Genomic DNA, 14,124 nt, shown 5'->3' on the forward strand with positions numbered 1-14,124 from the left:
CCTCTGACAGGCAAAATTTGAAGGAAATAAGGATATCTGTCAGGGCCGGGTAATTATGCCTGTTATTACATTAATCGCAGCACAATCGTCATAAAGGCGTTAAAACACTTTGCTATGCTGAGAAACAGGCAGTTTGTCAGGCAAATTAAGGAGCAGATAATGAGTCAGAATCAAACCCGGCAGTTGGGTGACAGTGGGATTACGGTGCCGTTACTGACGTTTGGCGGCAATGTGTTTGGCTGGACGGTGGATCAACCCACCTCGTTTTCTCTGCTGGATGGGCTGGTTGAACGAGGGCTGTGGTTCATCGATACCGCCGATGTCTACTCCCGCTGGGCGCCAGGCAATAAAGGCGGTGAATCCGAAACCATTATTGGAGAGTGGCTGAAGAAAAGCGGAAAACGTGACCAGATCGTGCTGGCAACCAAAGTTGGCATGGAAATGTCGCCTGAGAAGACCGGGCTGAAGCCGCAATATATCCGTCAGGCAGTCGAAGATTCACTTCGCCGCTTACAGACTGACTATATCGATCTCTATCAGGCACACCGCGACGATCAGGATACGCCGCTGACGGAAACGCTGAGCACCTTTGACAGCCTGATCCGTGAAGGTAAAGTGCGCGCCATTGGTGCCTCCAATTACAGCGCAGCGCGTCTGCAGGAGGCGTTGAAGGTGAGTGAATCGCAGGGGCTGGCGCGTTATGAAACGCTGCAACCGCAATATAACCTGTTTGACCGCCAGCCTTATGAGTCGGAACTGGAGCCCGTTGTCATGGCGCAGGGTTTAGGCGTGATCAACTACTACTCGCTGGCCAGCGGTTTTCTCAGTGGCAAATATCGTGATGCAGCAGATGCCGGTAAAAGCGCACGCGGGCAGGGCGTGGTGGAGAAATACCTTAACCCGCGCGGTCTGCGGATCCTGGATGCGCTGGATGCCATCAGTGAAGCCCATCAGGCGACGCCAGCTCAGGTGGCACTGGCATGGCTGATTGCCCGTCCTGGCATCACCGCCCCGATTGTCAGTGCGACGTCGATTAAACAACTCGACGATCTGGCTGGTGCGATGCAACTGACGCTGACCCCCGCGCAGATCGCGCAACTGAACCAGGCGAGCCGTTAACTTCAGGGGCGCCAGCGCCCCTTTTTACGGTATGGCTGTGCAGGAAGTAAGCCCGACCAAAGAATAATCAATCAGAGATCCCGATCACACTTGCATTAATAAACGGATGTTACGGGAAATTATGCGCACGTATTTATAAAAAACAGCGTTTACCCAGCACTATCCTCTGCGCGTCACTTCCCGTAACTCACATAAGAATAAACAAGATGAAAAACAGAAAAGCACCCACCTTTTCCGCTGCCAGTATGGCAACGGGCACCCTGATCCTGGCCATTTTTTCTTCACAAGCCATGGCTGCTGACGCGCTGAGTCCGGACTCCGAATGGATGTTTGGTGACTGGGGCGGCTACCGAACGCAATTGCAGGATGACGGCATCAAGTTTGACGTCAACTACACCATGGAGAGCGCCGCAAATTTAGGGGGTGGCGCAAATACCAACACCACCATGCGCTACAGCGACCAGTGGACGTTCGGCACCAATTTCGACCTGCAAAAGCTGCTGGACTGGCAGGATGCCGAATTTCAGATGACCGTGACGAATCGTAACGGTCAGAATGTTTCTGAGCAGGTCGCGGATCAACGCACCGGGATGCTCTCCTCCGTGCAGGAGGTGTATGGTCGCGGCCAGACCTGGCGTCTGACACAGTTCTGGTTACGCAAAGGATTGTTTAACGATGTGGTCGATCTGAAAGCCGGACGCGTGACGGTGGGTGAAGACTTCGATAATTTCGATGGCAACCTGTTCCAGAACCTGGCACTGGGCAGCGGACAGGCAGGTAACTGGCGCGGCGACCGCTGGTTCAACTGGCCGGTATCGCAGTGGGGCGGTCGGATTAAGTTCAATATCACCCCGGAGGTCTTCTTCCAGGTTGGTTTCTACAATCAGAACCGAGCTAACTATGATCGCGGAGATGGCTTCCGTCTGGATACCAGCAATTCCGAGGGCAATCTGGTGCCGGTGGAACTGGGCTGGAAACCGACGTTCGGGCCGGAGAAATTACCGGGTAACTACCGCATCGGTTATTACTATTCGTCGGTGGATGGCGATGTTTATGGCAGCTGGCGCAATGGCGGCTATCAGGATCAGGCGCATGCCTATGGCGGCTATCTGCTGTTACAGCAACAGCTGACCGCGCAGGATGGCGATGTGAATCGTGGTCTGGGCGTGCGGGTTCAGGCGGTGATGAACGATCACAAGACCTCGAAGACGGATAACTACCAGTCTATCGCGTTTACCTGGACAGGACCGTTTGATGCCCGTCCTCAGGATGAGATCGGCGTGGGCGCGTCGCGTATTCATGTGAACAGCGACTACACCCGCGCTCTGCGTCAGCAGAATCAGGCGAATGGCGAGAGCCGCTTTGACAGCCCGACTTATCTGCCGATTCAGGAAGGTTCAGAGTACAACTATGAGGTTTATTACAACGCCAAAGTGACGAACTGGATGTCACTGCGACCAAACCTGCAGTATGTGGTGGCGCCAGGCGCGGTAAGCGAAGTGAAGGATGCGTTTATCGGCGGTATCAGCGCCAATATTGCCTTCTGATTTACAGCCCAAAAGGGCTCAGATGTATCAGGCAGACTGCTCCCAAACGTAAAGCGATGGGAGCGTGCTCATCGTTGTCTGCAAACAAAAACGATAAGCAGTTGCCGTTTGAGATTGATGACGAAGTTTGGCTCGGTTAGCTGTGAGATCGAGCCAGTGCAGTAAACACGGTCAGATCGGAAAGTCGCTTACACCAATCCCTGGCACGCTCGGCCCCCGCCGTCCATGGCGCGGGACGCTTTCCTCCTCTGACTGTGTTCCCTGCTTGTTGAGTTATTCCGTCGCTGCCAGTTGCACCCTGATTTGAATTTGTCAGCAGTCTGAAAGGGCACTTAAAGGTGCCATTTTTTTACATAGCAGGGCTGCCAAAGATTAACGGAACATCACTTCTGCCCAGCGGGCCAGCCCTGCGGTGACGGAGGCGAAATCATCGCCGCCCGCAATCGGCGTATCCGGCAGCGTCTGCTGCAGTGCCGCGCGCAGTAACGGTGAACGCGCACTGCCGCCGGTCAGGTAGATGACATCCGGTTTAATCTGGCTGGTGGCTAAGGCCAGCTGCACCTGCTCCAGAATTTTCTCCAGCGGCTGACTGATGGCGTCCTGCAACTGCTCCACACCAATTTCTGTCTCTAATGCCGCGGCAATAAAGTCGAGCGAGGCGGTATGTGCCGGATTAGCTGACAGCGCAATCTTGCTCTCTTCCGCCGCACGCACCAGGCGATAACTGAGTTTTTGCTGCCACACTTTCAGCAGGCGAGCCACCACATCACCCTGTTCAGCATCCCGCACTAAATCCCGCAGCCACTTTCCGCAGGCCGGGCTGTAGAAGTCGCTCTGTGCCGGCACATCATTTATCGCGATGGCGTTCCACCACGGCAGGGCTGGCAAGGCGGTGCCTTTCTGGGTATTACCACCCAGGCCAAGTAGCGGCATCAGGGTCTTAAACGTCAGCATGATATCCAGGTCGTTACCGCCAACGCGGCAACCGCTATGGCCCAACAGGCTTTCGCGGCGGTCGGCCTTATCACGCCACTTTGGCCCCATCAGCAACATCGAGCAGTCGGTGGTTCCGCCGCCGATATCCACAACCAGCACGGTTGTTTCCTGTTTGAGTGTGGCTTCGAAATCGAGTCCGGCTGCCACCGGTTCAAACTGAAATTCCACGTCGCGGAAACCGGCACGGTGTGCTGCGCGAAGCAGAATGCCTTCAGCCTGCTGGTTAGACTCTTCACTGCCCAGTCCCTGGAAGTTGACCGGTCGCCCGATCACAGCCTGATCGATAGCGTGATCAAGCTGGCTTTCGCCCTTTTGGCGGATGTGCAGCATCATGGCGCAGACCAGATCTTCAAACAGAGCAATCTGCTGCGGCTTCAGGCCAGTGGCACCGAGAAAGGATTTGGGGGATTTAACGAACCAGACATCTTCGGGATCGACCATATAGTGCTGCAGCGCGGTAAGGCCAAACTGCACACTGTTGGGCTGAACCTCAATATCTTCTTCGCGGTTATAACGCAGGGCGCGCTGCAACAACGCGGTGGTTTCGCTATCAGGTGTTGCCACCTGATGATGGCGATAGAGCCATTCGCTGATCGACTCGCGGGTAGGCGCACAGATCATCGACGGCAGCAGGCGCTGATCATTTTCCAGCGTTAACAGACGTGGCGTGCCATTTTCGCTGACTGCAATTGAGCAGTTAGCCGTACCGTAATCGAATCCTATGAACATTTTCGCCCCCATGCCGGAAAAAAGGGGGCGACTTTAGCGCAGCTTCATCAGTGTAGCAAGCAGGTCGCGCTGGAATTAACGGATAGCGAAGATTCGATCTTCGGCCAGTGCGCGTAATGGCTGCCGCTCGGCCACGGCACTGCCCCAGACGCCATCCACATCAAGGGTAGCCAGCGTGCTGAGCACAGCAGGGACCGAAACCGGACCGGCCAGCACCGCGATGTTACGCTGCGTTGCCTGGCCCTGAATAATGGTCAGCAGCATCTCATCCATCAGATTATTGTGAACGTTAGCAACCAGTTCAGGTGCCAGTACCAGGTAATCAACTACCTCGTTACTCAGCAGAGTAAACGCGTCCAGATTTCGGCCAAAATGTTGCAATACGATACGGCAGCCACACTGCCGCAGTTGCAGCAGTGCGGAATAGAGCTGATCGCCTTTGCTCAACACGCTGGCCGCAGGGAAAGCGAAACCACAGTGGCTTTCAGAGAGACCGGCCGCGACAAAGCGCTGACAGAGTTGCTCCACAAAGGCGGCATCACTGAGTATCCCGGCATCAAGCGGCAAAATCACCGGAATGCCTTTCTGATTGAGCTTTTCCACGTCGTGGCGGAAAAAAACCGCAAGAATATTGTTATCGAGACGACGTCGCAGCGTCTCATCGTGCAGGTTATTGCGCAGCAACGTCTCATCCAGCAGTAATCCATCTGCGGTTAACAGCTGTACATCAAGCAGCCAGATAAAGGCGGCCTGCGGGGTTTTGGGTGGCGCAACAGGCCAGGCGGGCAGTTCAATCTGCAGCGCATCAATCATCGCGGCATCCATTCCCTGATGGTTACCCGGCAGCGGTAAGCTATGCTGCTCATAAATCATCAGTCGTCCACGCCCACTGCGTTTGGCGTTGTAACAGGCGATATCCGCCTGAGAAAGGACGTCGCTGCTCTGACAGTTTTCTGCTGAAATTTGTGTCACTCCCGCACTGGCGCCCACATGATAGAGGCGACCCAGCCACTGGAAGCGGTAATCGTTGACTGCAGCGACGATGCGCTGCACCACGTCATGTGCCTGACCCACATCGCAATCAGGCATCAGAAGCGCAAACTCATCGCCGCCCAGTCGGGCCAGGAAGTCGCTGCTGCGCAGATGGTGCTGCATCAGATCGGAGAGCTCGCGCAGCAATGCATCGCCTGCAGCATGCCCTGCGGTGTCATTGACCGCTTTAAACTTATCCAGGTCGATAAACACCAGCACATGCTGATGCTGATGTTCAGCGGCATCAAACAGCAGACGTTTAAGCTGAAGCTCAAAGCTGGCGCGGTTAGGCAGGCGGGTCAGGGTGTCGTGGAGGGCGCTGTAACTCAGGCGCTTCATCAGTTTACGTGATTCACTCACATCCTGAATAACCATGACGGCACCCTGTTCCACGCCCGCTTCTGAACGCAGTGGCGTGATGCTGTAATGAATATCGATGTGGCCGCCATCCGGGGTGTGGAGCACCAGATCTTCAGCCAGACTGGGGGTGATTTTTTCCGGTGGCAACTGGCACAACAGCAGATTCTCCACTTTCGGGCCGTTACGTCCCTGAGTTATGTGCAGCAGCTCACTGAGCGGCTGCCCGGCAGCCTGCTCCTGTGACAAGCCACTCATCTTCTCCGCCACCGGATTCATAAAGGCGACACGCATCTCTTTGTCCGTGCTGATAACCGCTTCGCCAATTGAGTCCAGGGTTATCGCCATGCGCTCTTTCTCCTGAAACAGCGCTTCGTTCAGATTACGAAGCGGGGTGATGTCCTGGCAGATCCCCAGCATGCGCTCAATGCGGCCCTCTTTACTCAGTAAACGGTTTGCCTGGGTGCGCACCCAGCGCTGGCCCTCGGCATTAACCACGCGATACTCCATGTGAAAAGCACTGCGCAGCTCAATCGCCTGTTGCACCGTCAGCGCAGCATACTCCCGATCTGCGGTATGCAGCAGATGGATCCAGAGGTCATAGCTGGGCGACTCATGAGAGGCGAGACCAAACAGGGCATACATGCGCTTGTCCCATAACATTTCACCGGTCAGCAGGTTCCACTCCCACACGCCAATGCCACCGGCTTCGTTGGCCAGCGTGATGCGCTCCATCAGCCGGCGATTCACCTGCTCACTCTGCTTCAGCTCAGAGATATCAATAATTTGCGCGATAAAATAGAGCGGTTCCTGGCTGCCATCGCGCACCAGCGATACCGTGAGGCGTGCCCAGACAATCTCACCATCTTTACGAAAATAGCGCTTCTCAAACGTGTACGTATCAATCTCACCTTCCAGCAATCGGCTGGCATGTTGCAGATCAAGGCTCAGATCATCGGGATGCGTAATTTGTTGGAATGTCAGGCGTTTGAGCTCTTCGGCCGGATAGCCAAGGATATCGCACAGCGAGCGGTTAACCTGCAGCCATTTACCCTGAGGCGCCACCAGCGCCATACCGATTGCAGAGTATTCCATGGCGTGACGGAAGCGGGTTTCGCTGTCGGTGATGTGGAGTTTTTCACGCCGGAACGCATCCATCACCAGCGACATAATGTGGCTGGGGATCAACACCAGAAGGAAAGGTAACCAGCTGGAGACCGGGCCCAGCGCGCTGTTGTTGTTTACTACGCTGACCGCATCCAAAGCCAGCAGCATCGAGATAAAACTGGCGTTGATGAAGAACAGCACAAACGCCTGCAGCTTGGGCAGGCGCACCGCGCACCAGAACAGGATTACGACAATAAAGGTAAAGGGCCAGGGCAGAAAACGCAGCGACAGATAACTGGCACCCAGGGTCAGGAGCAGCGTCATCAACGTTTCTGGCAACTGCCTGCCCAGCTCGCTGAACTGGGCCCGTCGCAGCGGCCAGGGCAGCAGCAGCAGCATCGGGCCTAACACCAGCATGCCGATGATTTCTGAGATCACCCATGTATAAAAGAAGGGAAACGAAGCGTGGCCGCTGACCTGCAGCGTCCAGAGCGCCAGCAGGCCGCCCAGAACCGGTGTCACGATACCCACCGATAACACCATCCGGGCCCAGTCATGCAGAGAGTTCAGTGGCGCGCGCCGATCCAGCAGCGCGCGCAGCAGCATGCCACCCACACTGGCCTGAATAAGGTTTAACAGCGCGAATTTAATGTTTGAAAAGGCAGGTCCGATGATGATGGCGTTGGCTGCGGCGGTGCCCAGCACACAGGCAGTCAGCAGCAGGGGTAGCTGTCGTGACGGACAGCGGAAAACCACCACAGTCATTAATGTCGTCGGGAACCAGAGCGGGGAGATTTTCCCGCTGACCACGATCAGTTCAAGACAGAACAGTGTCAGGACAAACACTATACAGCCAAGGAACAGCGCCGAAAGCCAGCAGTTTGGCGTGCTCTTTTGCGGGGACAGGATCTCTATCGTCATGCGGACTTCCGTCAGGGTGCAACACTCCGCTACGGCGAATCAGGCACCAGTCATTCTCTGACTGCATGCTAGCACATTCGGCAAAGAAAAAAGGGGTGAAATCAATATTGCCCGTTATTCGGTGAATTGACGGGCACAGAGAAATTGATGACCAGCGTATTGATTACTGGCGGAAAAGATCGGCGCGGGTATAGGGCTTCTCCAGCCCCGCGAGGCTGGCAGAGAAGCGTTCCAGAAACTGTTGCGTCGTGGCGACACGGCCATGACCCATTAATAGAAACGGCACTAACAGTGCAGCACCGATCTGTGGCCAGCTAAAGCCTTTGAGCGCGGTGCGGCGCTGAGAGATCAGAAACGCGGTACTCAACGTGAAGCCCAGCAGCAGACCAGTGGCAACCTCACTTTTCGAGTGGGCGTGGATGACCAGACGCGAGAACCCAACCATCAGAGGAATCAGATAACCCACGCCAATCGCGGCAATGCGCCATTTTGCTGACCAGCGTCCTGAAATCAGCCACAGCATCACCGGCCACAGGGTAGCGGACATCGCGCTGTGACCGCTGAAGCCGGTAAAATTAAAGCGGGCACTGCCGATGCCAAACCCGAGAAACAGAATCTTTGAGATGCTGACTGTCAGGCCAGCCAGGCCAAAGGCCACAATCCAGTAAAAGACCGTAAGGCGGTTATCACTTTTCCACGGCAAAATCAGCGCAATAATCACCGCTGTCGGAATCAACAGCATGCTGTCGCCAAAATAGGTCAAAGTCTTCCAGTGCATACCACTCCTGATGCATCATTTGGTCGTCATGTTAACGACACGCGTTCAGACAACCGCGTGCCGCACAGGCCATTTTTTTATAATATGGTGTGCTGCTAGTTTATCGGTGAAATGAGTGGCGTCCAAAGGAGAAAGTCTGAAAAGACGCCGGTGCCATTTTTCTGGCATCAAAAGGCCGAAATCCCTATACTTAGCGCGAACACACCCTCTCCATTTCGGCCCGTCCGCTGCCCGCGTAATGTGTGACCAGTGGCAGGCTCCAGTTATCAGGTCTTAAAAAAGTATGACTGACAAGTCTCATCAGTGCGTGATTGTAGGCATTGCCGGCGCTTCCGCATCCGGTAAAAGTTTAATTGCCAGCACGCTCTATCGTGAAATCCGTGATCAGGTAGGTGACGAGCATATCGGGGTTATCCCGGAAGATGCTTATTACAAAGATCAAAGTCACCTCACCATGGAAGAGAGGGTTAAAACCAATTATGACCATCCGAGTGCGATGGATCATGATTTGCTGTTGCAGCATCTGCAGGCGGTAAAAGCCGGGCAGGACATTGAGCTGCCGGTCTACAGCTACGTTGAGCACACCCGCACTCAGCAAACGCAGCACCTGAAAGCGAAAAAGGTCATTATTCTTGAAGGCATTCTGCTGTTAACCGATGCCCGTCTGCGCCAGGAACTTAACTTTTCTATCTTCGTCGACACGCCGCTTGATATCTGTCTGATGCGCCGTATGAAACGTGACGTCAATGAGCGCGGCCGCTCAATGGATTCGGTAATGAGTCAGTATCAGAAGACCGTGCGTCCGATGTTTCTGCAGTTTATCGAGCCATCAAAACAGTACGCCGATATCATTGTGCCGCGCGGCGGAAAAAACCGTATCGCCATTGATATCCTGAAGGCGAAAATTAACCAGTTTTTTGAATAACCCACGTCCATCCGGACGGGGTGCAGACCGGTGGCAGGCACGCTGTCACCGGTTCGCTACACTTATGCCATGGAGTTACCGCAATGAGATTATGCGATCGCGATATTGAAGCCTGGCTGGACAATGGCAAACTGGCCATTGAGCCACGCCCGCCTGTCGAGCGCATTAATGGGGCAACCGTCGATGTGCGCCTGGGGAATCAGTTCCGCACCTTCAGCGGCCATACCGCGGCCTTTATCGACCTGAGTGGCCCGAAACAGGAAGTAAGCGCGGCACTGGATCGGGTCATGAGCGATGAGATCGTGTTGCCTGATGGTGAAGCCTTTTTCCTCCATCCGGGTGAGCTGGCGCTGGCGGTAACGCTGGAGTCCGTGACGCTGCCTGACGACCTGGTCGGCTGGCTGGATGGCCGTTCATCGCTGGCGCGCCTCGGGCTGATGGTGCATGTGACAGCGCACCGCATTGATCCAGGCTGGCAGGGTCGTATCGTGCTGGAATTCTACAATTCAGGTAAACTGCCGCTGGCTCTGCGTCCGGGTATGTTAATCGGCGCGCTGAGTTTTGAACCGCTTTCAGGCCCGGCTGCGCGTCCTTATAACCGACGTGAAGATGCTAAATATCGGGGTCAGCAGGGCGCTGATGCCAGCCGTATCGATAAAGACTGATCTGAGGATGTAATGAAAAGAGTGATAACCACGCTGGCCATCCTGTTAGTGGTGGTCGTAACGGGATTGAGCGCGCTGGTGCTGCTGGTCAATCCCAACGACTTCCGTACCTATATGGTGAAACAGGTTGAACAACGCAGTGGTTATCGCCTTGAGGTCAGTAACGATTTGCGCTGGCACGTCTGGCCTCAGCTCAGCATCCTGGCTGGGCGGATGAGCCTCACCGCGCCGGGGGCGACTCAGCCGCTGGTCTCAGCGGAGAACATGCGTCTCGATGTTGATCTCTGGCCTCTTTTATCCCATCAGCTCAGCGTCAGTCAGGTGTTGCTGAAAAATGCGATAGTGCGGGTAACGCCCGACAGTAGCGCGCAGCCTGCCAGAAATGCCCCTCAGGGTCCCCGTGATGCGGAGCCTGCCTCGCCATCCACCGGCTGGTCATTTGATATCGCTAAACTGCGGGTAGCCGACAGTCTGCTGATCTGGCAACAGCCAGGCGGCGACGAATATAATTTCCGCGACCTCAACATTACGATGGATCAGGACGCGAACAAGCTGGCGACACTCTCTCTGAGCACGACGCTGATGCGCAACCAGCGCAACGCCGCGCTGAATCTCAAAGGCCAGCTGGATGCTGCGCAATATCCGCACCGTCTTACCGGCCAGCTGCAGCAGCTCGATTACACCTTATCGGGCGCCGACATTCCGTCTCAGGGGATTAAAGGGTCGTTAAGCCTGCAGGGCGAATGGAATGGTGACCGGCAGCAGTTCTCCTTTAGTGGTCTGCAGCTCACCGCAAATGACAGTACCCTGACCGGGCAGGGCAGTGGTCATGTGGTGCCGCCACAGCAGCTGGCGCTGGATCTGAAAGCCAGCAACCTGAATCTCGATAATTTACTCACCAGTGCGCCCGTTTCTGAAGCGCCTGGCGCGCAGCACGCCACCGTGGCCCGTTCGCCGGTGATTGCTGCGCCGCGTGAACGCACCAATGCGGACTCTCCTCTCAACGACATGGATCTGGCGCTAAAACTTCAGGCGAATAATGCGGTATGGCGCGGCCTCTCGCTGACTGATTTTACGTTAAATGCCCGCAATCAGCAGGGACTCATGACGCTGAACACCCTCAGCGGCAAGCTGGGTAATGGCAGCTTCTCGATTCCCGGCAGCATCGACATTCGTCATCCAGAGACACGGGTCAGCCTGAAACCGCAACTCCGGTTTATTCAAATCCAGCCGTTGCTGAAAGCGTTTGCACTACCGGAAAGTCTGCAGGGCAACCTGAGTCTTGACGGGGAGCTGTCCGGCGATACGCTGACAGTCGAGGCGGCAAAGCGCAGCTGGCAGGGCAGGGCGACGATCAGTGCCAGCAACCTGAAGCTGGCACAGCTTAATCTCCAGCAAATGGTGCAGCGTGCTGTGGCTCGGGTCAGCGATAAGGTCAGTAGCCAGGATGCCGTAGAAGAGGGTATTGAGTCGATCAGCGGGCAGGTGGCGCTGAATAAAGGTGTACTCAGCTTCAGTGATCTCAATGGCAACGGTCAGAATCTGGGATTACAGGGCGCGGGCAAAGTCGACATGGTGCAGCAACAGCTGGATGTGACGCTGGGCCTGAAAATCAGCGGCTGGCGTGGCGATGATGCGCTGGTAAAGGCACTTTCCAGTCAGCCTATCCCACTGCGTATGTATGGCGGCTGGAACAGCCTGCAATATTCCCTGCCAGTGGATGACGTTCTTCGTAACCGTCTGCAGAGTGAGGCAAGGTCACGTCTGAATCAGTGGATTGATCGCCAGAAAGAGGGCGAGAACAAAGAGAATCTGAAGAAAATCATGCGCCCCTAGCGGGCGCATTCCCTGCGCCCCTGGCAGTGGCTATACCTCGTAATCTGCGTCAGGCTGCCGCAGGATTTCTACCTTCTGAATCCGATGATTTTCAACCTGCAGCGTTCGCAGCAGATAGTCACCCAGTTGCAACACTTCGCCTTCCTGAGGAATGTGTTGCAGCTTATCCATCAGTAAGCCTGCCAGCGTATGGTAGTCACGCTGTTCATCCAGCGGCAATTTCACATAGAGCGCCAGATCGTCCAGTGGCATATGGCCGTTGGCAATCCAGTGACCTTCACCCTGAATCTGTATATCGTAACGGGCGTCAATTTCACCCGCCTCATTCGGCAGATTGCCGGCGATGGTCTCCATCACATCGCTCAGCGTCACCACGCCTTCCATTGAACCGAACTCATCCACCACAAAGGCAAAATGTGTATGAGCCTGACGAAACTGTTCCAGCGCCTGCAGCAGGGTCAGTCGCTCAGGAAATACCAGCGGTTGTCGGATAAGGGCGCGTAAATCGAGTGAATTGTTGTGCAGCGACTGGTGCAGCAGATCGATAACATGCACCACACCCAGTGGTTCACTGGAGTGCTCGGTTATCAGAATGCGCGTGTGCTGATTGCGGTCAAGGCGCGACATGATCTCAGCCGGATCATCACTGAGATCAATATGGTCGACGTCGTGGCGCGAGGTCATAATGCTGTTAACGTGACGCTGACCCATGCCCAGCACGCGGGCAATCATTGCGCGTTCCTGGCGGTTAAAGAGCATACTCTCATCGCTGTCAGCAATCAGCGATGAGGTTTTGGCATCCAGCTCCGCCGGTTCTGCCGCACCGCGCAACAGCCTTAATACCGCTTCCGCCGTGCGCTGGCGCAGTGGGCGACCAGCCGACAGCACGCGGCGGCGATTAAAGTGTGCCAGCTGGTTAAGCGCTTCGATGACAACTGAGAAGCCGATGGCCGCGTAGAGATACCCTTTAGGAATGACAAAGCCAAAGCCTTCCGCCACCAGGCTGAAACCGATCATCAGCAAAAAGCTTAAGCAGAGGATGACAATTGTCGGATGGTTGTTCACAAAGCGGGTTAACGGCTTGCTGGCGAGCAGCATCAGCAAAATGGCAATGGTGACAGCAACCATCATGACGGGCAGATCATTCACCATGCCCACGGCGGTAATGACCGCATCCAGTGAGAATATGGCATCCAGCACCACGATTTGCGCCACCACCGGCCAGAATTTAGCGCCGCCTTTTTGTTGACCGGACGCCTCATCGTGTCCTTCCAGACGCGCATTCAACTCTGTAGTGGCTTTAAATAGCAGGAAAATCCCGCCTGACAGCAGCAATAGATCGCGCGCACTAAAGGGGTGTCCGCCCAGCGTTATCCAGGGTTCTTTCAGGGTAACCAGCCAGGAAAGCGATGCCAGTAACAATAATCGGCATAATAACGCCAGCAGCAGTCCTATCACGCGTGCGCGGTCGCGAAGCGGTCCAGGCAGCTTCTCAACCAGGATGGCAATAAAGATAAGATTGTCGATGCCTAAAACCAGTTCCAGAACGATTAGCGTTACTAATCCCGCCCATAGCGAGGGATCTGCAATTACCTCCAGCATGTCATGTTCACCTGAATATTTTAAATTGAGTTTTCTCTGATGATAGAGGAGTGCGAAGCCACGTACAAATGGCAGGGCAGGGGGGCGATGACCCAATCAAGGCGATATATCGTGCAAAATATGAACATATGAGTGTGACGTTTTGATTAAATTCATAGTATGCAGCAGAGAGTATTCTGACTCCTTTTTAACCCTGGATGAGATATTCACCTGTCGGGCTTATGCGATTTATCTCATCACGAGTATGGCATTAATCCTAATTTTGAAGAAAGCATTGCACTGCCTGTCAGGCCTCAATACTAATCGCTGGTAGTCTTTTTCCTAAAATAGTCCAGGGATAGCGGGACCTGCTTGTAAACAAGCCAGTAATAACTAGTATAGCAACAAGTTTGCAAACTCTGCCCCAGAGTCGTAATTCGCGAGCCTATTCGACATTAATCGCAATGTGACGAATGAGTCATTCGCCGGTGAACGTCTGCACGATGCAATGCGGTAACGTTACTGCATTAC

9 protein-coding genes are annotated in these 14,124 nt (G+C 54.8%); 5 read left to right on the forward strand and 4 right to left on the reverse strand.

The annotated features are described in order from the left end of the window. Positions 1-159 precede the first annotated feature (159 nt). Both KTJ90_RS06510 and KTJ90_RS06515 read left to right on the forward strand, forming a co-directional pair. The gene (locus KTJ90_RS06510) at positions 160-1,119 is read left to right on the forward strand and encodes an aldo/keto reductase (protein WP_004571274.1); all 960 of its coding nucleotides are present in this window, start codon (positions 160-162) and stop codon (positions 1,117-1,119) included. A gap of 206 nt (positions 1,120-1,325) precedes the next feature. Further along, a complete protein-coding gene (locus KTJ90_RS06515; protein ID WP_004571275.1) occupies positions 1,326-2,666 on the forward strand; it encodes a carbohydrate porin in 1,341 nt (446 codons plus the stop codon). Positions 2,667-3,038: 372 nt separating this feature from the next. On the opposite strand, the gene yegD is transcribed toward KTJ90_RS06515, so the two are convergent. From yegD to KTJ90_RS06530, 3 genes are all read right to left on the reverse strand, one after another. Continuing rightward, entirely contained in the window at positions 3,039-4,391 is a 1,353-nt protein-coding gene (gene yegD, locus KTJ90_RS06520; protein WP_008926093.1) for a molecular chaperone, read from the reverse strand. Positions 4,392-4,466: 75 nt separating this feature from the next. Beyond that, positions 4,467-7,808: a diguanylate cyclase gene (locus KTJ90_RS06525; RefSeq protein ID WP_039659793.1), complete on the reverse strand. Its 3,342-nt coding sequence runs from the start codon at positions 7,806-7,808 to the stop codon at positions 4,467-4,469. A 163-nt stretch (positions 7,809-7,971) separates the two neighbouring features. Next, positions 7,972-8,586, reverse strand: coding sequence for a phosphatase PAP2 family protein (locus KTJ90_RS06530; protein ID WP_004571278.1), 615 nt, complete (start codon positions 8,584-8,586; stop codon positions 7,972-7,974). Between the two features lie 283 nt (positions 8,587-8,869). Here KTJ90_RS06530 and udk point away from each other — a divergent pair, with 283 nt between their 5' ends. The 3 genes from udk to asmA all read left to right on the forward strand — a co-directional run bounded on the left by udk (position 8,870) and on the right by asmA (position 12,012). Next, the gene (udk, locus tag KTJ90_RS06535; RefSeq protein ID WP_004571279.1) at positions 8,870-9,511 is read left to right on the forward strand and encodes a uridine kinase; all 642 of its coding nucleotides are present in this window, start codon (positions 8,870-8,872) and stop codon (positions 9,509-9,511) included. 83 nt (positions 9,512-9,594) lie between these two features. Continuing rightward, positions 9,595-10,176: a dCTP deaminase gene (dcd, locus tag KTJ90_RS06540; RefSeq protein ID WP_004571280.1), complete on the forward strand. Its 582-nt coding sequence runs from the start codon at positions 9,595-9,597 to the stop codon at positions 10,174-10,176. Between the two features lie 12 nt (positions 10,177-10,188). Continuing rightward, positions 10,189-12,012 (forward strand): outer membrane assembly protein AsmA, encoded by a 1,824-nt coding sequence (gene asmA / locus KTJ90_RS06545; protein ID WP_314509039.1) that lies wholly within the window; start codon positions 10,189-10,191, stop codon positions 12,010-12,012. Between the two features lie 30 nt (positions 12,013-12,042). Here the strand turns inward: asmA and KTJ90_RS06550 are convergent, their stop codons facing one another. Further along, positions 12,043-13,614: a TerC family protein gene (locus KTJ90_RS06550; protein ID WP_110411252.1), complete on the reverse strand. Its 1,572-nt coding sequence runs from the start codon at positions 13,612-13,614 to the stop codon at positions 12,043-12,045. Positions 13,615-14,124 lie beyond the last annotated feature (510 nt).

The sequence above is a fragment of the Pantoea jilinensis genome (assembly GCF_019104105.1).
Classification (GTDB): domain Bacteria; phylum Pseudomonadota; class Gammaproteobacteria; order Enterobacterales; family Enterobacteriaceae; genus Pantoea; species Pantoea eucalypti.